This is a genomic window from Franconibacter sp. IITDAS19 (genome assembly GCF_023079515.1).
In the GTDB taxonomy this organism is placed as follows: domain Bacteria; phylum Pseudomonadota; class Gammaproteobacteria; order Enterobacterales; family Enterobacteriaceae; genus Franconibacter; species Franconibacter pulveris.
On record NZ_JALJCP010000003.1, the window covers coordinates 117703 to 138579 of the forward strand.

22 protein-coding genes are annotated in these 20877 nt (G+C 54.2%); 9 read left to right on the plus strand and 13 right to left on the minus strand.

What is annotated here, in order from left to right; all coding sequences use genetic code 11:
* Nucleotides 1–5 precede the first annotated feature (5 nt).
* From yrbN to mtr, 3 genes are all read left to right on the plus strand, one after another.
* Nucleotides 6–86: a protein YrbN gene (gene yrbN / locus MT962_RS10245; protein ID WP_125454242.1), complete on the plus strand. Its 81-nt coding sequence runs from the start codon at nt 6–8 to the stop codon at nt 84–86.
* Nucleotides 79–1998, plus strand: coding sequence for a DEAD/DEAH family ATP-dependent RNA helicase (locus MT962_RS10250; protein ID WP_024559298.1), 1920 nt, complete (start codon nt 79–81; stop codon nt 1996–1998). The genes yrbN and MT962_RS10250 overlap by 8 nt, the downstream gene beginning before the upstream one ends.
* Nucleotides 1999–2142: 144 nt before the next feature.
* Complete coding sequence (gene mtr / locus MT962_RS10255; RefSeq protein ID WP_247365523.1) at nt 2143–3387, plus strand: tryptophan permease; 1245 nt, start codon at nt 2143–2145, stop codon at nt 3385–3387.
* Nucleotides 3388–3420: 33 nt separating this feature from the next.
* Here the strand turns inward: mtr and MT962_RS10260 are convergent, their stop codons facing one another.
* The 3 genes from MT962_RS10260 to MT962_RS10270 all read right to left on the minus strand — a co-directional run bounded on the left by MT962_RS10260 (nt 3421) and on the right by MT962_RS10270 (nt 6464).
* Nucleotides 3421–4428 carry an LLM class flavin-dependent oxidoreductase gene (locus tag MT962_RS10260; protein ID WP_024559300.1) on the minus strand — a complete coding sequence of 336 codons (1008 nt, stop codon included), beginning with the start codon at nt 4426–4428 and terminating at the stop codon, nt 3421–3423.
* 151 nt (nt 4429–4579) lie between these two features.
* Nucleotides 4580–5458 (minus strand): U32 family peptidase, encoded by an 879-nt coding sequence (locus MT962_RS10265; RefSeq protein ID WP_024559301.1) that lies wholly within the window; start codon nt 5456–5458, stop codon nt 4580–4582.
* A 10-nt stretch (nt 5459–5468) separates the two neighbouring features.
* Complete coding sequence (locus MT962_RS10270) at nt 5469–6464, minus strand: peptidase U32 family protein (protein WP_247365525.1); 996 nt, start codon at nt 6462–6464, stop codon at nt 5469–5471.
* Nucleotides 6465–6690: 226 nt separating this feature from the next.
* Here MT962_RS10270 and MT962_RS10275 point away from each other — a divergent pair, with 226 nt between their 5' ends.
* Nucleotides 6691–7215 (plus strand): SCP2 domain-containing protein, encoded by a 525-nt coding sequence (locus MT962_RS10275; protein WP_024559303.1) that lies wholly within the window; start codon nt 6691–6693, stop codon nt 7213–7215.
* On the plus strand, nt 7209–7712 hold the full coding sequence (locus MT962_RS10280; protein ID WP_247365527.1) for an N-acetyltransferase: 504 nt from the start codon (nt 7209–7211) through the stop codon (nt 7710–7712). Before MT962_RS10275 ends, MT962_RS10280 begins: the two co-directional genes overlap by 7 nt.
* Here MT962_RS10280 and MT962_RS10285 read toward each other — a convergent pair.
* On the minus strand, nt 7709–8002 hold the full coding sequence (locus tag MT962_RS10285; RefSeq protein ID WP_024559305.1) for a GIY-YIG nuclease family protein: 294 nt from the start codon (nt 8000–8002) through the stop codon (nt 7709–7711). The two genes, MT962_RS10280 and MT962_RS10285, sit on opposite strands and share 4 nt — an antisense overlap.
* 90 nt (nt 8003–8092) lie before the next feature.
* Between MT962_RS10285 and MT962_RS10290 the strand changes: the two genes are divergently transcribed.
* Nucleotides 8093–8539: a YhbP family protein gene (locus MT962_RS10290; protein ID WP_247365528.1), complete on the plus strand. Its 447-nt coding sequence runs from the start codon at nt 8093–8095 to the stop codon at nt 8537–8539.
* Here the strand turns inward: MT962_RS10290 and MT962_RS10295 are convergent.
* Nucleotides 8519–9037: a type 1 glutamine amidotransferase domain-containing protein gene (locus MT962_RS10295; RefSeq protein WP_247365529.1), complete on the minus strand. Its 519-nt coding sequence runs from the start codon at nt 9035–9037 to the stop codon at nt 8519–8521. The genes MT962_RS10290 and MT962_RS10295 overlap by 21 nt on opposite strands.
* A gap of 143 nt (nt 9038–9180) precedes the next feature.
* Between MT962_RS10295 and MT962_RS10300 the strand changes: the two genes are divergently transcribed.
* Both MT962_RS10300 and MT962_RS10305 read left to right on the plus strand, forming a co-directional pair.
* Nucleotides 9181–9831 carry an NAD-dependent epimerase/dehydratase family protein gene (locus MT962_RS10300; protein ID WP_247365530.1) on the plus strand — a complete coding sequence of 217 codons (651 nt, stop codon included), beginning with the start codon at nt 9181–9183 and terminating at the stop codon, nt 9829–9831.
* 75 nt (nt 9832–9906) lie between these two features.
* Nucleotides 9907–10944: a permease gene (locus MT962_RS10305; protein WP_247365531.1), complete on the plus strand. Its 1038-nt coding sequence runs from the start codon at nt 9907–9909 to the stop codon at nt 10942–10944.
* A gap of 45 nt (nt 10945–10989) precedes the next feature.
* On the opposite strand, the gene dolP is transcribed toward MT962_RS10305, so the two are convergent.
* The 4 genes from dolP to MT962_RS10325 are packed head-to-tail and all read right to left on the minus strand — an operon-like array spanning nt 10990 to nt 14669.
* Entirely contained in the window at nt 10990–11565 is a 576-nt protein-coding gene (gene dolP / locus MT962_RS10310) for a division/outer membrane stress-associated lipid-binding lipoprotein (RefSeq protein ID WP_024559310.1), read from the minus strand.
* A 9-nt stretch (nt 11566–11574) separates the two neighbouring features.
* Nucleotides 11575–12165 carry a DnaA initiator-associating protein DiaA gene (gene diaA, locus MT962_RS10315; RefSeq protein ID WP_024559311.1) on the minus strand — a complete coding sequence of 197 codons (591 nt, stop codon included), beginning with the start codon at nt 12163–12165 and terminating at the stop codon, nt 11575–11577.
* Nucleotides 12166–12189: 24 nt separating this feature from the next.
* Nucleotides 12190–12576: a YraN family protein gene (locus MT962_RS10320; RefSeq protein WP_235146939.1), complete on the minus strand. Its 387-nt coding sequence runs from the start codon at nt 12574–12576 to the stop codon at nt 12190–12192.
* Nucleotides 12543–14669, minus strand: a complete 2127-nt coding sequence (locus MT962_RS10325; RefSeq protein WP_247365532.1) for a penicillin-binding protein activator — start codon at nt 14667–14669, stop codon at nt 12543–12545. The genes MT962_RS10320 and MT962_RS10325 overlap by 34 nt, the downstream gene beginning before the upstream one ends.
* A gap of 63 nt (nt 14670–14732) precedes the next feature.
* Between MT962_RS10325 and rsmI the strand changes: the two genes are divergently transcribed.
* Nucleotides 14733–15593, plus strand: a complete 861-nt coding sequence (rsmI, locus tag MT962_RS10330; RefSeq protein ID WP_024559314.1) for a 16S rRNA (cytidine(1402)-2'-O)-methyltransferase — start codon at nt 14733–14735, stop codon at nt 15591–15593.
* Between the two features lie 35 nt (nt 15594–15628).
* Here rsmI and MT962_RS10335 read toward each other — a convergent pair whose 3' ends face one another.
* From MT962_RS10335 to MT962_RS10350, 4 genes are all read right to left on the minus strand, one after another.
* A complete protein-coding gene (locus tag MT962_RS10335) occupies nt 15629–16732 on the minus strand; it encodes a fimbrial protein (protein WP_247365533.1) in 1104 nt (367 codons plus the stop codon).
* Between the two features lie 10 nt (nt 16733–16742).
* Entirely contained in the window at nt 16743–19304 is a 2562-nt protein-coding gene (locus tag MT962_RS10340) for a fimbria/pilus outer membrane usher protein (protein WP_247365534.1), read from the minus strand.
* Between the two features lie 7 nt (nt 19305–19311).
* Nucleotides 19312–19995, minus strand: a complete 684-nt coding sequence (locus MT962_RS10345; RefSeq protein ID WP_125454241.1) for a molecular chaperone — start codon at nt 19993–19995, stop codon at nt 19312–19314.
* Between the two features lie 117 nt (nt 19996–20112).
* Nucleotides 20113–20676 carry a fimbrial protein gene (locus tag MT962_RS10350; RefSeq protein WP_024560974.1) on the minus strand — a complete coding sequence of 188 codons (564 nt, stop codon included), beginning with the start codon at nt 20674–20676 and terminating at the stop codon, nt 20113–20115.
* Nucleotides 20677–20877 lie beyond the last annotated feature (201 nt).

The following is a 20877-nucleotide window of genomic DNA, read 5'->3' on the forward strand; positions in this document are numbered from 1 at the left end:
TTTCAATGAAATTTGCTGATCAATTTCACGATGAGTTATGTAGACTGGCCGCCATTGATATTGAGGCACTCGTACTACATGGCTGAATTCGAAACCACTTTTGCAGATCTGGGCCTGAAGGCTCCTATCCTTGAAGCCCTTAACGATCTGGGTTACGAAAAACCATCCCCGATCCAGGCAGAATGTATTCCGCATCTGCTTTCTGGTCGTGACGTCCTGGGCATGGCCCAGACCGGTAGCGGCAAAACCGCAGCGTTTTCGCTGCCGCTGCTTAACAACATTGATCCGGAACTGCGCGCGCCGCAGATCCTCGTACTGGCTCCGACCCGTGAACTGGCTGTTCAGGTTGCGGAAGCTATGACTGAATTCTCTAAACACATGCGTGGCGTAAACGTCCTGGCCCTCTATGGCGGCCAGCGTTACGACGTGCAGCTGCGCGCCCTGCGTCAGGGACCGCAGATTGTTGTCGGTACCCCGGGGCGTCTGCTTGACCACCTCAAACGCGGTACCCTGGACCTCTCTCGCCTGAGCGGTCTGGTTCTGGATGAAGCTGACGAAATGCTGCGCATGGGCTTCATCGAAGACGTTGAAACCATTATGGCTGAGATCCCGGAAGGTCATCAGACCGCGCTGTTCTCCGCCACCATGCCGGAAGCTATCCGTCGCATTACCCGTCGCTTCATGAAAGAGCCGCAGGAAGTGCGCATTCAGTCCAGCGTCACCACGCGCCCGGACATCAGCCAGAGCTACTGGTCTGTTTACGGCATGCGTAAAAACGAAGCGCTGGTGCGTTTCCTCGAAGCGGAAGATTTTGATGCGGCGATTATCTTCGTGCGCACTAAAAACGCGACGCTGGAAGTTTCCGAAGCGCTGGAGCGCAGCGGTTACAACAGCGCGGCGCTGAACGGCGACATGAACCAGGCGCTGCGCGAGCAGACGCTGGAGCGCCTGAAGGATGGCCGTCTCGATATTCTGATCGCAACCGACGTGGCTGCTCGCGGTCTGGATGTTGAGCGCATCAGCCTCGTTGTGAACTACGATATTCCGATGGATTCGGAATCTTACGTTCACCGTATCGGCCGTACCGGTCGTGCTGGTCGTGCTGGCCGCGCGCTGCTGTTCGTTGAGAATCGCGAGCGTCGTCTGCTGCGCAACATCGAGCGCACCATGAAGCTGACCATTCCGGAAGTGGAACTGCCGAACGCAGAACTGCTGGGCAAACGTCGCCTGGAAAAATTCGCCGCTAAAGTTCAGCAGCAGCTGGAAAGCAGCGATCTGGACCAGTACCGTGGCCTGCTGGCGCAAATTCAGCCGAGCGCTGAAGGCGAAGAGCTGGACATCGAAACGCTGGCCGCTGCGCTGCTGAAAATGGCGCAGGGCGAACGTCCGCTGATCCTGCCGCCGGATGCACCGATGCGTCCTAAGCGTGAATTCCGCGAGCGTGACGATCGTTTCGAGCGCCGTGGCGAACGCGGTGAGCGTGGCGAACGTAGCGACCGTCCGAAACGCGAGCGTCGCGATGCTGGCGAAATGGAACTCTACCGCATTGAAGTGGGTCGCGATGATGGCGTTGAAGTTCGTCATATTGTTGGCGCTATCGCTAACGAAGGCGACATCAGCAGCCGTTACATCGGTAACATCAAGCTGTTTGCTTCGCACTCCACTATCGAGCTGCCGAAAGGCATGCCGACTGAGGTTCTGCAGCACTTCACCCGCACGCGTATTCTCAACAAGCCGATGAATATGCAGCTGATGGGCGATGCGCAACCGCGCGGCGAACGTCGTCCGGGCGGTCGCAGCTTTGGCGGCGAAGGTCGTGAAGGCGGCCGCGGTGAAGGCCGTCGCTTTGGCGGCGAACGTCGCGAAGGCGGCAATAGCCGTTTTGCCGGTGAACGTCGCGAAGGCGGTCGTTTCAGCGGTGAGCGTCGTGAAGGCAGCCGCGGTCCGCGTCGTGAAGAGGGCGCCACCACAGGTCGCCGTCGTTTCGGCGACGCATAAGGCCACTCGTTAAGCGCGGCTGACAAAGCGTAAAGTAAATAAGACAGCCCCGGTCAAAACGATCGGGGCTTTTTTTATCCGCTCCGTACTCATGTACTGGTACAATGCTGCATGCGATTTTGCCGTTCAGTTACAGGAATACCCATGTCGACTCTTGCTACCACGCGCGCCACGCCCTCTATCTGGGGCGGCGTTATTATCATCGCTGGCACCATTATTGGCGCAGGCATGTTTTCTTTGCCGGTAGTGATGTCGGGCGCATGGTTTTTCTGGTCGCTGCTGGCGCTGGGCTTCACCTGGTTTTGTATGCTGCACTCCGGGCTGATGCTGCTTGAGGCGAACCTTAACTATCGTATCGGGGCAAGCTTCGACACGATGACCAAAGACTTGCTGGGCAAAGGGTGGAACGTCATCAACGGCGCTTCGGTCGCCTTCGTGCTTTATATCCTCACCTATGCTTACATCTCCGCCAGCGGATCGATTATTCAGCATACGCTGGGTGAAATGGCGATAGCGTTTCCGGCGCGGATGGCGGGGCTTTTGTTCGCGCTGGCGGTGGCGTTTATCGTCTGGCTGTCGACCCGCGCGGTAAGCCGGATGACGGCCATTGTGCTTGGCGCCAAGGTCATCACTTTCTTTCTCACGTTCGGCAGCCTGTTGGGTCACGTTCAGCCTGCTGTGCTGTTTAATGCCGCCGAGGCGCACGCCAGCTACACGCCATATCTGCTGATGACGCTGCCGTTCTGTCTGGCCTCGTTCGGCTATCATGGCAACGTGCCCAGCCTGATGAAATATTATGGAAAAGATCCGCGCACGATTGTTCGTTGTCTGACGGGCGGCACGCTGATTGCGCTAGGGCTTTATGTGGTCTGGCTGCTGGCGACAATGGGCAATATTCCGCGTCCCGGGTTTATCGCCATTGCGCAGCAGGGCGGCAATATCGACGTGCTGGTCGGGGCGTTAAGCGGTGTGTTACACAGCCGTTCGCTGGACTTGTTGCTGATTGTTTTTTCTAACTTTGCCGTCGCCAGCTCTTTCCTGGGCGTTACGCTTGGGCTGTTTGACTATCTGGCGGATCTGTTTGGTTTCGATGATTCGCCGCAAGGGCGCTTTAAGACGGTGTTGCTGACTTTCGCGCCGCCGATGCTGGGCGGGCTTATCTGGCCGAATGGTTTTTTATATGCCATTGGTTATGCGGGGCTGGCGGCGACTGTCTGGGCCGCTATTGTGCCTGCGCTGCTTGCTGGCGCGTCTCGTAAGCGTTTTGGCAGTCCCCATTTTCGCGTGTGGGGCGGCAAGGGAATGATAATGCTTATCCTGCTGTTCGGCGTGGGCAATGCGATGGTGCATCTGCTTTCAAGCTTTAATCTACTGCCGGTCTATCAGTAAAAAATGAGGCGGGGAAACCGCCTCTTTTGCATTTTACAGGAGCTCTTCGCGAACCTGCATCGCCAGGTCGAACGAGTGCAGTCGCGCGTCGTGATCGAAGATCTGGCCGTTGACCATGATCTCGTCCGCTTCGGTCTCCCGCAGCACGGAAAGCAGGCCGTGGCGGACTTTCGCTTTATCCCCCACCAGCGACATGCCGAGCGCCTGCTGCACACCGTACTGCTCGGCAGGGCTCCAGACGCTATCCATGCTTTCAATCGGCGGCGGCAGCTGGCCTGTTTCGCCGCGACGCAGTTTCACAAAGGCTTGCTGCATCGAAGTGAAGAGAAACTCCGCATCCCGGTTGCTGTCAGCGGCGACAATGTTAATGCACACGGTGGCGTACGGTTTTTCCAGTCGCTCCGAAGGTTTGAAGTGAGTGCGGTAGAGGTGCAGCGCCTGGAGGAGCATATCCGGCGCGAAGTGCGAGGCGAAGGCGAAAGGCAAGCCCATTTGCGCCGCCAGCTGTGCGCTGTAAAGGCTTGAGCCCAGCAGCCAGACGGGGATTTTCGAGCCGTAGCCCGGCACCGGACGCACAGCCGGGTTCGGATCGCGGGCGTCAAACCACTCCACCAGCTCATTTACATCCCGTGGGAAGTTATCGATATCGGCGCTCATATGGCGGCGCAGCGCCATCATGGTGCGCTGGTCGCTTCCTGGCGCGCGGCCCAGCCCCAGCTCGATGCGGCCCGGATAGAGCGCATTCAACGTGCCAAACTGCTCGGCAATCACCAGCGGTGCATGGTTCGGCAACATTACGCCGCCGGAGCCCAGACGCAGCGTTTGGGTATTCGCCGCCAGGTAGCCTATCAGCACCGAGGTGGCGGCGCTGGCGATGCCGGTCATATTGTGGTGTTCCGCCAGCCAGTAGCGGTGATAACCGCGCTTTTCAGCGAGGCGGGCTAAATCCAGCGAATGGCGAAAAGCGTCCTGCGCGGTGGACCCCTGCGGGATCGGCGCGAGATCCAGCACCGAGAAGGGCACTACAGATTTATCAGACATAACGGCTCACTTTGTTACAGCATAGTCATCAGATTGAAGGTCTTCTTCCAGCCTGGCTGCCGGAGCGGATTTGTCCAGCGAGCCGCCAGAAAGCTGTACTTTAATACTGCAGTAAAAACCGCCGAACGTTGTTAACAAAGCGAGCCTTTTCTCAGGGCTGCAGCGCCAGCCCGGCGAGACGTTTCCAGTAGCCGTTGCAGTCGTTCTGTTCGGTCAGCGGCAGCGGCGCCGCGCCCGACTCGTTCGCCCGGAATGCGTCTATCATTGCCAGTGTCTCATGCCCCATCGGCGAAAGCCGCACCATGTCCACCAGCCCGTGCATGGAAGCAAGTTCATTGCCCAGGTTGTAGACGTAGCCGCTCATGGTCTGAATGCCGTTGAGCACGAACACCTGCTGGTTTTCCTGAGAATCAACGCGACGTCCCTGCGGATACTTGATGCAGCAGGTTTCGCACTCATCTTTCGGCCGGTCTTCCGAGCGGGCGGTAAAACAGCGGGCGGAGTAAGCGAGCGGCAGGTGACCGTAGCTTAAGACTTCAACCTCGAATTGGTGACGAATGCCCAGCTCATCGCACTGACGGAGCACGTTGCTGAGCCAGTCGCGGGAAAGTTCGACCGGCATACACCAGCGCACCATGCCCTGTTTTCGCAGCAGGCGAAGGGTAACGGCGTTGTAGCAGTTAAGCGCATGCCCGGCGACAAACGGCAATTTGCGCTCGGCGGCGAGATTCACCGCGCCCAGGTCGTTGGCTTCAATCAGAAATTCGCCGTTATCCACGTAGCGCCTCAGCTCGTTGAGCTCAGAGGGCGCCTGCACCAGCGCAAGGGTGGAAAGCACCACCTGTTTGCCGCTGGCGGCGAGCGTTTTCGCCATGGCCAGCCAGTCGCCTGCTTTGGTTTCACGGCGCTTGCTGCAGACCGCTTCGCCCAGATAGATAACGTCGGCGCTGCTTTGCGCCGCCGCCTGATAAAAACTCTCCAGCGTCGCTTTCGGCCAGTAGTAAAGCACCGGCCCTAAAGAATATTGCATCACGGCTCCTTTACTGCCATTTACGGTGATAAGCGCCAAGGGTGGTCTGCGCGCCTTCCGCCATTGCGCCCAACGCGTCCATCCATACCTGCTGCGGGACATAGTTGCTCGGGTCCGCCTTGCAGCTATCTATAGCCTGACGCCATACTTTCGCCACCTGGCTGACATAAGCCGGGCTGCGCTGGCGGCCTTCGATTTTCACCGACGCGATGTTCGCGGCGAGCAGTTCCGGCAGCAGCTCAAGCGTATTGAGGCTGGTGGGCTCTTCCAGCGTGTGATAGCGCTGGCCGTCTACCAGATAACGGCCTTTGCACAAAGTTGGGTAGCCCGCGTTTTCCTCTTCCTGATAGCGGTCAATCAGCACGTCGTTCAGACGAGATTCCAGACCCAGAGGCGTCTGTTGCCAGCGGACAAATTTCGCCGGCGAGCAGGCGCCTACGGTATTGGGCGACTCGCCGGTCAGCCAGGAGGAGAGATAGCAGCGGCCTTCTGCCATAATACAGAGGCTGCCGAAGGCGAAAACTTCCAGCGGCACGGGGGTAACGCGCGCCAGCTGTTTCACCTGATGAATGGAAAGCACGCGCGGCAGCACAACGCGCGCCACGTCAAAGTGGCGATGATAAAAGCGAATGGCTTCTTCGTTAGTGGCGGAAGCCTGTACAGACACATGGCGCTCAACGTGGGGATAGCGCGTGGCGGCGTATTCCAGCATCGCGATATCCGCGAGGATCAGCGCGTCGGCGCCCAGCTGCGCGGCCATATCCACCGCGCGTTCCCAGCGGGCATAGCCGTCCGGATGCGCAAAGGTGTTGATAGCGATATGCAGCTTGCGGCGATGCTGATGCACAAAACTCACCGCCTCCTGTAACTTTTTCTCGGTGAAATTGAGCCCGGCGAAGTGGCGGGCGTTAGTATCATCTTTCAGGCCGATATAAACCGCATCCGCGCCATTTTCGATGGCCGCCTTGAGGGCCGGAAGGTTGCCGGCAGGGCAAAGCAATTCCATAGGATTTCCTGACCAGTAGGATGGCTGCTGAGGTGCAGCAAAATTGTTAATGAAGCGGGATTTTAGTTAACCTGCCTGCGACAATTTTTGATTTGAGGCAGTTAAAGGCGTATTGATGGCATCTATAAATGGGTACGCAAACCCGTGGAAAGCTTGATTTGAGCCGCTATGTCACCTGCCTGATATGGCACAATGAACGGGACTTTTTTATCAAGGAGTAAAGCTCGTGTTGGATATACTGCGTTCGCGCCTGGTTCAGCTTGGCCCTTCTGTGATGAGAACGCCGGTGAGACTGGCGCCTTTTGCCCTCAAGCGTCAGGTGCTGGAACAACTGCTTGGCTGGCAGTTTCGTCAGGCGCTGGAAGATGGCGAACTGGATTTCCTGGAATCGCGCTGGCTTGGCATTGAGGTGCGGGATATCGGCCTGACATGGTATACCTCGGTGGAAGACAATAAGCTTATTGTGCGTCAGGAGGCTAAAGCGGATGTGACGTTCCGCGCCGATGCCGCCGATTTGCTGATGATAGCCGCCCGCAAACAGGATCCGGATACGCTCTTTTTCCAGCGTCGTCTGGTCATTGAAGGCGATACCGAGCTTGGGCTTTACGTCAAAAATCTGATGGACGCTATCGACCTGGACGCGATGCCGAAGCCGCTGCGCGTCACGCTGCTGCAACTGGCAGATTTCGTTGAGGCCGGGCTTAACACCCCGCCGCAAACAAATGTAACTTCCATAGGTGAGCCATGCTGATTCGTGTAGAAATTCCCATCGACGCGCCGGGCATCGACGCGCTGCTGAAACGCGCCTTTAAAGGTGATAAAGAGGCGGAGTTGGTGCGCGAGTTGCGTGAAGATGGCCAGCTGACGCTGGGCCTTGTCGCTACCGATGACGAAGGGCAGGTAGTCGGCTATGTCGCCTTCAGCCCGGTGACGGTAGAGGGCGAAGAGCTACAGTGGGTCGGGCTGGCGCCGCTGGCGGTGGATGAAGCCTGGCGCGGGCAGGGCATTGGTCGTCAGCTGGTTTATGAAGGACTCGACTCGCTCAATGAATTTGGCTACGCGGCGGTTGTCGCGCTTGGCGACCCGGCGTTTTATAACCACTTAGGCTTTGAGCCTGCCGCCCGCTATGGCTTGCACTGCCGCTGGCCTGGCGCTGAAGCCGCTTTCCAGGTCCATCGTCTTGCGGATGATGCGCTCAACGGCGTGAGCGGCCGTGTGGAATACCACGCGCATTTTAACCGTTTCTAATCGGCTGGCGTCTGCAGCTCTGGCAGCAGCGCCTCAAACGCCACGCTTCCCGCCACAAGCGCCTCTTTCTGGCGCTTGGTCAGTTGCTTGATGCGATACTCCGCGCGCAGCGCCTGCGAACGGTCGCCCACGAGGGCGCTGAACACCAGCGTCAGCTCGCCTTTACCGCGCAATGCCTTCGCCCCTTTCCCCGCCTGGTGCTGCGTAAAGCGGCGCGCGACATCAGTCGTGATGCCGGTATAGAGGCGGTTATCCGCCGTACGAATCAAATAAAGAAACCAGAACGTCATAATAATGCGAGAGAGTCACCGTGCCCGCACCTTACCACGCTTTGCTGTGGTAGTCTTTCAGCCATCATGCGAACAATGCAGGAGAAGCGTATGGATGCCCTTGAGGCCATAAGCCGCTGGCTAACAAAGCAGCACGTGGTGACTTACTGCGTGGGTCGGGAAGACGATTTATGGTGCGCTAATGCCTTTTACATTTACGACAGCGAGCGGGTGGCGTTTTATCTGTTAAGCGATGAAAAGACGCGACACGCCCAGCTCGCGGGCGACAGAGCGCGTGTGGCAGGAACGGTAAACGGCCAGCCTAAAACCGTAGCGCTGATTCGCGGCGTGCAGTTTTGCGGTGAGCTGCGACGGGTAGAAAAGCCGGAAAGCGACGCGTGGCGTGAACGCTATAACCGCCGCTTCCCGGTCGCCAGAGTCATGTCATCCCCGCTATGGGAAATCCGTCTTGATGAGATAAAGTTTACCGACAACACTCTGGGCTTTGGCAAAAAGCTTCACTGGCTACGGGAGCCGTCAGGCCCCAAGCAGGCGTAAGGCTTCACGGTTAAAGGCGGGCAGGTCGTCCGGCGTACGGCTGGTAACCAACTGGTCTTTATCCACCACCACTTCCTGGTCATAGAATTCCGCGCCCGCGTTTTTCACATCCACCACAATGGGCTTCACCGCAGTGAGCTTACGCCCGCGGATCACATCGGCGCTGATAAGCAACTGTGGGCCGTGGCAGATAGCGAAAACCGGCTTGCCGGTATTGACGAAATCACGGGTAAACGTGACAAAACGGTCATCGCCGCGCAGAGAGTCCGGCGAGTGGCCGCCTGGCAGCAGCAATGCATCAAAATCCGCCGGGCGCACTTCATCGATCGCTTTATCAATAGTGACGGTCGCTTCACCCTGTTTGCCGGATATCGTTTTTCCCGCCTCTTTTTCAATAGTGATAACTTCGTGTCCCGCTTTGCGGAACTCCGCGGCCGGAGAAGTAAATTCCGAGTCTTCAAATTCATCGGTGATCAAGACTGCAATCTTCTTGCTCATAGTTCCTCCGTTATTGTAATTCCAGATGTCAGCGCTTTAGTGGTCGTTTTCACCACAGATGGTGAATACTTAAAGCACGGACTATTAAGCCTGGTAGAAGGGCGCGACATTGCAAGGCAGAGAATTCTGCAAAGGGGAAAGAGATGAGCCGAGTGTTGATTACCGGAGCGACCGGATTAGTAGGCAGTTATCTGCTGCGAATGCTGGTGGAAGAGCCGCGCGTTACGCAAATCATCGCCGCCACGCGCCGTCCGCTGCCGCCGATGCGTAAAGTGCTCAATCCTCACGACCCGCAGTTGACCGACGTGCTGACTCAGCTCACCGACCCGGTCGATATTGTCTTTTGCTGCCTCGGCACTACCCGGCGCGAAGCGGGCAGCAGAGAGGCGTTCGTGCTTGCCGATTATACGCTGGTGGTGGATACCGGCATCGCCGGGCTGCGTCAGGGCGCAAAGCATATGCTGGTGGTCAGTTCCGTTGGCGCCAATGCCCAGTCGCCATTTTTCTACAACCGGGTAAAAGGCAAAATGGAGGAGGCGCTGAAAGCGCAGCGCTGGCCGCGCCTCACTATCGCCCGGCCTTCGCTATTGCTGGGGCACCGGGAGAAACAACGTCTGAATGAGTCGCTTTTCTCGCCGCTTTTTCGGGTACTGCCGGGACGATGGCGGGCGATCCACGCACGCGATGTCGCGCGGGCTCTGTTGAGTGAAGCGCTGTCGCCGGGGCACAGCGACGTCACCATTCTTGATTCCAGTCAATTGCGTGAGAAAGCTGAACAATCATCCATCTATTGAGCTTTCCCAACCCGCGCCGCGGGCGTAGTATTGACGCCGCTTATTTAACCTCGTCTTAAATTCCAGAGGAATGCTATGGCTGGTCAGTCTTCGTCTCTGGCGCTGAAACCTCACGCCTTGTGGAAACCTGCGCTTTTCTTTCTCGTTCTGATTGTGGGTTTATGGTACGTAAAATGGCAGCCCTATTACGGCAAAGCCTTTACCGCGGCCCAAACGCACAGCATCGGCAAATCGCTGCTGGCGCAGCCGGAAACCAACCCGCTACGCGCGGCGCTGGATTATGCGATGGTCTATTTTCTTGCAGTCTGGAAGGCGGCGGTGCTGGGCGTGCTGCTTGGCTCGCTGATTCAGGTGCTTATTCCGCGGGACTGGCTGATGCGCACGTTGGGACAGGTGCGTTTTCGCGGCACGCTTATCGGCACGCTTTTCTCGCTGCCCGGCATGATGTGTACCTGCTGCGCGGCGCCCGTGGCGGCGGGGATGCGCCGGCAGTCGGTTTCCATTGGCGGCGCGCTCGCCTTCTGGCTGGGCAACCCGCTGCTGAACCCGGCTACGCTTGTGTTTATGGGCTTCGTGCTGGGCTGGCATTTTGCATTGGTGCGTTTGCTGGCGGGACTGGTGATGGTGCCAGGCGTCGCCTGGCTGGTGCAGCGCTGGGTTAAAGATGATGGCGCCCCAACGCTGACGCTGCCTGAGTCGCAGCCGCAGCCGCAAGGCGCGTTTCTGGCCCGCTGGGGCAAGGCGCTGTGGACGCTCTTCTGGAATACGATCCCGGTCTATGTGCTGGCGGTACTGGCGCTGGGGGCGGCGCGCGTCTGGCTTTTCCCGCACGTGGACGGCGACGTGGGCAACACGCTGATGTGGGTTATCGCCATGGCGATAGTCGGCTGCCTGTTTGTCATTCCCACCGCGGCGGAAATTCCGATTGTGCAGACCATGATGCTGGCGGGAATGGGCGTAGCGCCCGCGCTGGCGCTGCTGATGACGCTGCCTGCCGTCAGCCTGCCTTCGCTCATTATGTTGCGTAAGGCATTCCCGACGAAAGCGCTGTGGCTTACCGGAGCGCTGGTGATGTGTTCAGGCGTAATCGTGGGGACGCTGGCGCTGCTGTAGGTTTTGCTGTGGCCCTCTCCCGGGCGGGAGAGGGCTGAAGTACAGTTACTTAATGTAGGTAAAAGCGGTGGTGACGTGCTTAACGCCGCTTACGCGACTGGCGGTATCTGCCGCGGCTCGCCCTTCACGCTCGGTCACCAGGCCAAGCAGGAACACCTCGCCATTTTCCGTGGTTACTTTCACGTTCGACGATTTCACCTGATCGCTCGCCAATAGCTGGGAGCGGACTTTGGTGGTAATCCAGGTATCCGTTGAGGCGGTACCGAGGCTAATCGGCTGGCCGTTGCGGATCTCGTTATAGACTTCTGTTGTGCCTTCAACGCCCATCGCTATCTGTTTAGCGCGGGAGGCGAGCTCGGTGTTCGGCGTCTGGCCAGTCAACAGGACTTTGCCCTGATAGGCGGTGACCTTCACGCGAGCTTCTTTTTTCAGCTGTTCGTCTTTATCCAGCGCGCTGTTTACGCGCAGTTCCAGCGTGCCGTCATCCACCTGCGTGCCTACCGTACGCGGGTCGGTGGCGGCTTTGGTTCCCACGGCGGCCGTACCCACTACCGCTGCAGCAATGCAGCCCTGCAACAGTAACGCGGTAATAATGACAGCGAGGGGCTTAATCGCCTTCATGAGTGCTCCTTAGTCATCCTGGTGTGGAAAAAGCGTGTTATCGATGAGATCGCATAAGCAGTTCACCGTCAGCATATGCATTTCCTGTATGCGCGCGCTGCGATGGGAAGGGATGCGAATTTCCACATCCTGCGGGCCGAGCAGCCCCGCCAGCTCGCCGCCGTCGTAACCTGTGAGGGCGACGATGGTCATATCGCGCGTGACCGCCGCCTCGACGGCTTTAACGATATCCCGGCTGTTGCCGCGGGTGGAAATAGCCAGTAAAACGTCGCCAGCATGCCCCAGCGCGCGCACCTGCTTGGCATACACCTCATCGTGCAGCCTGTCGTTAGCGATAGCCGTTAAGACCACGTTATCGGTATTAAGTGCAATGGCGGGCAAGCTTGGGCGCTCAGTTTCGAAGCGATTGATCATGCTGGCAGCAAAATGCTGTGCGTTGGCGGCGGAAGTGCCGTTGCCACAACAGAGAATTTTGTTGCCGTTCAGCAGCGACTGGACCAGCGTCATGGCCGCACGGGAAATGGCATCTGGGAGCGCCTCCGCGGCTGCTATCTGGGTTTGAATGCTTTCCGTAAAGCAAACTTTGATTCTTTCGAGCACGATTATCCTTTGCATTACGTCGTGTTAGGAGTGGCTGGAAAACGCGTCTACAATCCACTCGATTTCATTGCCGGTGAAGGCTAACACATCAAACCGGCAATCCACAGTATCAAAACTCGCATTATGGCGGGCGAGCCACAAGCGAGCCGTTTGTAATAATTTCTGTTGCTTGTTACGGGTGACGCTGGCGGCTGCCCCGCCGAACAGAGAGGATTTGCGATAGCGCACCTCCACAAACACCGTGACGTGCTGCTGGCGCATTATCAGGTCTATCTCGCCGCAGCGCTCGCGGACATTGGCTGCGACGAAGCGCAGCCCCTGGCGTTCAAGCCACTGACGCGCCCGGTTTTCCCAGTGCGCGCCTGCAACCTGTCGGTTTAGTTGACCGGAACGATTTGTCCTTGCTGGTATTTGAGCCACATTAACTTCCTGTTAATGACGCAATCCTGATTTGCCGTGAGCGCGCCGGTATTGCCGTTAATCTGGAATCCGGGTACCTGGCGCATTTGCGAGAAGTGATTGGCAAGCGACCATGCATCCACGCCCATGGCGTAAAGGCGCGCCAGCGAGTAATCGTTGTTGACGCTGGAAAGCGCCTGCTGCTGCAGCGACGGGTTGCCGCCCGCGAGCATCGGGATTTCGCTATATTGCAGCCCTTCCATTTCCAGACGGAAATCGGGGCCAGCGTTGCTCTGGGCGCTGCGGGAGCTGGCATAAAGCGCCGCGCCGCCGTGACTGCCGTTGCGCATGGCGATCATCGGTTTGATCAGGGCGACTTCATCCTTCGTGGCGACGATATAGACAGCGTCCACATTGCCGCTGCTGCCGGCAGTAATCTGAGCATCCGTCGGCGGTGCCGGGATAGTCAGGCCGCCGATAGTGACGCCCTGCTGCTGCGGCAGGCTGGTGGTAACAGGGCTGCCGGTCAGCGCAATGCCGGAGCCGCCGTTGATGTTCATTTTCAGCTCCGCGACAGAGCCGAATTTCTGCTGCAGCACTGTGCCGCCGCCCAGATGCTGCCACTGCGCGGCGAAAGCGTTGGTAACGCGGTCGCCCAGCGCGCTTTGCGGCACCAGCACCAGCGGCGCGCGATGACCTTCCTGCCAGATATGGTTGGCGGCGTCGCGAGCTTCATCTTCCGGGGAAAGCGCGAAGTAACAGATGTTGGCGCGGTTCTGCACCGACTCCGGCTGGTTAAGCGCCAGCACATTCAGCGGCGTGTTGCTGCGGATAACTTCATCCACTTTCTCCTTCAGCAGCGGGCCGACTACGATGCTTGCGCCATCCTGCTGCACCTGGTTGAGGATTTGAGTAAGCGGCTGCGAGCTGGTGTCGTAAACCTTCAGCTCTGCCGAAGGGTTAGCAGGCGTTGACGCTGCGGTTTGCTGAGGCGAAGGTTGCCCGCCAGCGGTAACCTGCTGAGCTTCTGTCGCAGGCTGCCCTTGCGCGGCTGGCTGCTCTGCGCCCGGACCGGGTTCAAGCGCAGGTTGTTCGGCGGCAGGCTCATTTGTTAAATCATTAACCGGCGCGCTGGCCGGGCTTGCAACGGCACCGACCGCGGCAGGGGTTGCCTGAGGCGTGGAAACAGACGCGGGTTGCGCTGCAGGCGGCTGGGATGGCGCAGGCGCGCCAACCGGTGCGGCGCCTGCGTTTTTCGCTGCTTCAAAACCTTGCTGGATGGCGTGGCCAAACACAGCCGCCTGGCCGTTCAGCGGCAGCAGCAGCGCGATTTTTTCGGTAGAGGCGGGTTTGAAGTTCTCCACATTTACCAGTTGGGTTGGCAGCATCTGCGCGCCTGGGTTTTGCGGATAACGGGTTTGCCAGTCTTTAATGCCCGCCTTCATCATGTTCGGATCGTTGCGGTTATCAAACCAGACGCGTTGTAAGTCGAGCCAGCCTTGCAGGGTATTTTCATCGGCGTTAATCACCAGCGCGCGCGCCTGCTCGGGAGTCATTTGAGACAGCGCCTGCCAGGTGGCGTCGATATTTTTCTGCTTATCCGCGCCCTGAAGCAGCGGCTCCTGCGCTATCAGCGCGCGCAGCAGGGCGAGAGAAGGGCGACCCTGACTGACGGTGATTTGCGCCTGGTAGTAACGCGCCTGCTGCGATGGGTTAAGGTCAGCCGGGTTGAGATTGCCCAGCAGCGTGCTGGCGGCGGCGAGATCTTGCTGAGCGACTTTAAGCTCCACCGCCAGCAAAGCCTGTTCGCGGCGCTGTTCGTCGGTCAGCGTCTGGGGCAACTGGTTAAACAGCTCCAGCGCATGTTGGCTTTTGCCCTCTTTAAGCAGGGCACGTATGGCGAGTAATTGCCAGTTGGTCTTGCTATCATCTGTGCTCTGCTGCATTTGATGCAGGTAGTAGCCAGAATCCGCCTGCGTTTCCCCCTGCATATGCGCGGCGGTTTGATCCGGCGTCTGGGTGCCACAGCCTGCAAAAAACAACGCTGCCAGCACAACGGGCAGGCAGCGCGCGGCCTTCGAACGAACAAATTTAGACGGTACCATACTGTATCCAGTGAGTTTTTTATCGCTAATGTTCAATTTTAAATCGGCAATACGGACTAAACAATGAAACAACACGATTCGGCGGAGAATTCTCAAGGCCAGCTCTATATTGTCCCGACGCCAATCGGCAATCTCGGCGACATTACGCAACGCGCCCTGACAGTGTTGCAATCCGTCGATCTGATTGCCGCAGAAGATACTCGTCATACCGGCCTGCTGTTACAGCATTTTGCGATTAATGCGCGCCTGTTCGCACTCCACGACCACAATGAGCAGCAAAAGGCGGAAACGCTGATAGCGAAATTGCGTGAAGGGCAGACTATCGCGCTGGTTTCCGACGCCGGAACGCCGCTGATTAACGACCCGGGCTACCATCTTGTGCGCGCCTGCCGCGAAGCGGGGATCCGCGTCGTGCCGCTGCCAGGACCCTGTGCGGCTATCGCCGCGCTTTCCGCAGCCGGCCTCCCTTCCGATCGCTTTTGCTATGAAGGCTTTCTGCCTGCAAAACCGAAAGGCCGCCGCGATGCGCTCAAAGCGCTTGAGCAGGAGCCGCGCACCCTGATTTTCTACGAATCCACCCATCGCCTGCTGGACAGCCTGCAGGATCTGCGCGATGTATTGGGGGAGAACCGTTACGTGGTGCTCGCCCGCGAACTCACTAAAACCTGGGAGTCGATTCACGGCGCGCCGGCGGGCGAACTGCTCGCCTGGGTGCGGGAAGATGAAAACCGCCGTAAGGGTGAAATGGTGCTGATCGTTGAAGGATTTAAAGCGCAGGAAGAAGAGCTTCCCGCCGACGCGCTGCGCACCCTGGCGCTGCTTCAGGCCGAACTGCCGCTAAAAAAAGCCGCTGCGCTGGCCGCGGAGATTCACGGCGTGAAGAAAAATGCGCTTTACAAGTACGCACTGGAGCAGCAGGAATAAATATACAGGGGGCAGCAGGCTCGCTGCCCCAAAATTTATCTTACGATGACGGTAATCGTTGCGGTTCCGTGAAATGGTCCGGAAGTAAGCGCTCCGCCAATAAGATTGATGGGCTCCACGCGCATCTGGGCACTACCCTTTCCTGATTTATCCAATAAAATAAGCCCTTTATTAAAAGGAACGACGGTATTGCCGCCCTGAGTTACTTCATACATTTTTATACCAACATCAGGCTTATTATCACTTTCCCTGTGCCTCGCAATTAACAGTCCGTTACTATTAACCTCATCACCTTGTATTTCCATATCCAGTTGATTATGTATATTAGTGATATCTCCACAGTCATAGAGGATATTAAATTCAACCGGAGGGTAATCATCCGGGGCGCCATTTTTGGTAGTAAAGTTTTTTGCCGGAATAAAACCCATATTTACCTGAATAGTTGTGCCTTGATTAATTTCACATGACTGTGGAACGGTCACTTTACCCTGTATAGAAATAGTCGCTGTGTCTGCAAACATATTTCCTTTTGGTGCGGCTGTATTATTGCTCCATGCTGACTGAAGAGTGAAGATTTTTGTTTCAGGAATGATTAACTCTCCAAGGAATGGCCGCGTTACGTACAACTTAAATGTGACGCTTGATCCTATCGTAACGGGGGCGGCGTGTTTATCCGGAGCATCATTAGTACAGACGCTATTATTGTCATTAGCGGAAAAGCTGCCTGCTCCCATTTTAGGAGCGTTCAGGCTTATAGGGATCTGCGTGGGGCCTACGCCAGGAATATCATTGATAGTCGTTGCAATATCAAGGCTATCATTGAGCTTATAGTAATTATTGCCATGGCCAGTAGGTAAATTGCTGACCGCCGCGTAATAGATATTGACTTTTGAGCCCGCTGGACAGTTACAGCTTAGTTTATAACTACCGCCCACGCCTGAAGTATCGATAACGTCTTCGAAACCAATCATATTATCTTCTTTGCGCCAGTCGCGCTCAATGGGTGACAGCCAGGGTTTAACGCCGCTATCAGCCGCACATCCACCCGTAGAAGCAATCAATGATGTACTATAGGATGCGGTAATAAATATAAAAAAAGCGAATAACGTTTTTAGTAGTGGGCCCTTTTTAGACAGCATTATAGTTTCCTTAATGGCAGGTTGCGCTTTCTCGGCTGATTGCATTGACAGATTTACTGGCTGGCAGACTGACAGTAACCGTGCAGTGCTGGGAGGGAGATTGTCCCCATTTTATATGCCAGACTTGAGGTTTTTCATTTATACCACTCAAATAAAGTACCCCACCTTCATCAACTATACTTTCCTGTAGCTGTGCTTCATTATTGGCTATCGCTCCAAAAGGTACCGGAGAGCCATCCGTTTGGTATAGCGTCAGTAAAAGACGATGGCCGATATGGCTGTTAAAATGGGCAGATACCGCCGCGCCTTTATCGGGGATAACGGTGACTACATTATCGGAAATATCAACATCATCAGGTAATGTTGTAGTATCTAATGTAATTCGATTTTCCTGGTAGGCAGTCAAGAAAGGGATCACGGCGTAACCAAAATAATCCGTTGCAACGCCCGGATAATTTTGGATGCGTATGTTTGCTGCTCCGTTAGCATCTATTATCGCGAATGCGCTGCCTAACGGCTGGGATAATGTAACGCCTTCCGGATGCGCAACTATTCCGCCAGCTAAGCCATAATTCAACTGGCGATTAGCTTTGCCATATTCATAACCTGCTGTCAGCGTGCCATACGCTGAACGATAGGAAGTATACAGGCTACTGCTATTACCTGTACCGTTATCCGAATGGCGCTGAAGTAAAGTGTAATTCAGTCTTCCATCATTCAGTAATGTGCCATTGAGCCCAACCTCATGCTGAGTAGCGCCATTATTATCATTGGTCAGGCGATAGGTTGCTCTGGTGTGCGGTAGCCAATAGTCCAGCGGTATGCTCATATTGAAAGATATAATTTGATCGTTATTTTCGGTTGAATAATCATTATATTGATATGACAAGTTATAACTTATTGAGGATAAGCTGCCACTGAGTCCAAGAGAAATGTTTTTATCCCGACGATTACTGTTCCAATAAGTTTGTTGGTAGCCAGAGGCATAGAAACTCAAGCCATCCAGTAATGGTTGGTTTAAACTGATCTGCAACTGGTCATGCGAGCGTTCGTCTTCTTGATAATCTTTCTGGTTTGACTCAGAAAAATCAAAATAACCATCGTTAAGATATCGATAATAGTTGAGGGAAATAGTCGTTCCGGTCTTATCAAAATCTTTTATATATTGCGCTCGCCAGAGATAGCCGGTATTTTTTTTCCCGTCATAAAGGGTCGAATCAGCACGGCCAATATCCGTCGATAACGAACCCAATTGAGCAAGCCCTGTCCCGGCACCGATGCCTACGGCCTGGTAATTCTGAGAAACCAATCCGCCGCCATACAGCGTCAGCATGTTAGTGACGCCATAACTTGCGTTACCTTCAATGAATTCAGGCTCGCGTGTGCTGTTTTCGTTTTCCGCGGCGCGGTAACGACCTGTTGTAATACTGTATTTAATCTTACCAGGCCGCTGCATAACGGCGAGTGTAGAGTAAGGTTGAATGAAACGTCTTATAGAACCGTCAGCTTCTTCAATTGTTACCTCCAGATCGCCGCTAAATGAAGTGGGAGAAAGGTCATTGATTTCGAAAGCGCCAGGCGCAACATTATTTTGATAAATGGTAAAGCCATTCTGTTTAACCGTGACGATAGCGCTTGAATTAGCGATTCCCCGAATTGTTGGAGCAAACCCTCTCAGGCTGTTAGGTTGCATATTCTCATCAGATGCCAGCTGGACACCGGTAAATAAATAGCTGGGGAAAGTTACCCCTGACGTTGCGCTTTCACCAATAACTAGCTGAGATTTAAGGCTTTTTATATCACGCTGAAGCCAGGTATTGATGCTATTCCAATGCGATTTATCGGCGTCATGAGTCCATGTTGAATAATTTCGTATTCTCCATACACCAACATTTACGCCATTTTGCATATTCAAATATTGTCTTTCACTACTTCCGCTATTACTGACACGAGAATGAGAGCCTGAAAAAGTATAGTTAGTGAAAGCAACTGGCATACCGCTGTCCCAACGGGCAGGATCAATATATCCTCTGGCTTGATAGTGAAGGAAAATCTGCGGAACGCTTACATCGAGTTTATTATGATTAATATCAAAATTAGCGGACATGCCTGGTATATATGAAGCTATATCAGGGATAACTTGCTGACTGTCCAACGAATTAAGCGCCGTAATATCTTCTACTTTAATACCTAATTCATAAAGAATTGCGGGGGTAAATTGTGGTAGCAGAGAACCGTTTTTAGCCGCTGCAAAATAAATCTGGCGACGTGTTTTCTTTTTATTGTTAACATAAATGTCAACAATATAGTTTCCCGGTAATTGAGCTCTCTCTTTTGAAAAAAGAGATAGATCGACAGGTTGGAAACCACTATTTTTAGTTTCCAGTAATCTGGGGTCAAAATAAAAGGTTTCTGCCCTGAGGGAAGTGATATAGACAGAACAGCTCAATCCCCATGTCATTACTATGGTTTTAAGGGCGTATGCATAAAAAGCGCGTCGCTGGCTATAAGTATAACGTAAGACAACCTTACTTAAACGAATGCATCCATTCACTCTGATATTAACTCCCAATTCTCATTTATTCTTGTATGGAGCGCGTCAGTGTTTGTGTTACACCACCATAATCATTTATCGCAGCCCATTTAATAATGCTTCCCGAAGCGACTGGAACAGGCAGTTTTTTATGTTCGCCTGGCGAAATAAAATCAATTTTATCAGTTAACTCAGTATTGCCTATGGATAGGCCACTAAACACAACGAAATATTCAGTAGGGTTATATATATATAACGTGTCCTGGGTGCGATTAAATTGCAGCTTTTTATACGCGTCAACAGCTTTATCTTTTAGCGTGCCCGGGCGATAAAAAAGTTTAATTCTTGTTTTTACCACAAGAGTTAACAGATTTTTGTTGGTGTCAGACACGCTGGAGGCAGGGATTGCGCGGACATCGATATAAAATAAAGATTCTCTGTCTTCAGGTAGTGAAGCATCAGTTTTAATTATCCTGAGGGTTGAGCTTTCTCCACCATTGATTCGGAATAATGGCGGAGTCACAATAAAAGGCCCTCGGGAATTACCTTTTTCATTTTCAACCCAGGATTGAAGCAAGAAAGGCATGGTTCTGGCGTTATTAGTAACCGGCAGAGCCGCTTCTTTTTTGTCCGCATAGTAAATAACGCGTGTTTGACCAAGTACGATGCCTCCTGCATAGCAGGAAGAGGTCAACGCCCAAAAAAGCAGCAAGGCGATTATAGGTTGCATAAATAATTGTTTTTGCATTTGCGCTTTCAAATGTATTTATTTAATAAATAAAGACTAAAGGCATCATCAAAACACCTTATAACAGGCGTCTGAGATGATGCGCTTTAGTTAACTTAATTAACGGTAATCAAAAGTGATATCGACAACACCGTCGGCTTCACCGGCCGTGATGTCGGAAGCTTCGACGAGCGATTTATAATAAGCAGCAAGGTCAAGATTCATGCTTCCTGCAGTAATCGGAAATTTTACTGCGGGCGTTGTCAGCTTATTCAGGGCAAGCGGAGTTCCATTTGCTGTTTCTATTTTGATACCAACACCTGTTGCGGCTGTATCCATAGATGCAGGTTTAACCATATCGTTGTTTTCACCTACCGTTTCGGCGGTTTGCAGCCAAATCTGGAAAGAGGCGTCAGTGGTGCCATCAATATGTTTCCATGCAGTTGTAGGACAATTCTTCAATGGAATTGAAAACGGAATGGTGGGGCTTTTATCGCCCGGATACTGGAATTGGTTTGCAGCATAGGATCCTAATTCAACGTTGACAACACCATCAGTGGTGTCAATGGTACAAGTATCAGTCATAATTGCGCCATTGAATTCAATGGTACCATCCACCGCCTGAGCAGAGCTTATTAATAGCGATAATAAGCCTCCAAGAGCAACTCTTGTAGAAAGGTTCATATAAACTATCCTTATTTATGATTGCTGATTTATTCTATTGTTCAGTTCTAGGTTGAACTGTCGTAGAGATAATATTGCACACTGATATTAACATTTTACTTTTATTTGAATAGTAAGGTCCGTTTGATTAGGCTATTTTACAGATAAAATTTAGGTGAGATGGTCAAAAAACGACCTTTACATCAGCCTTTATAATTTAAA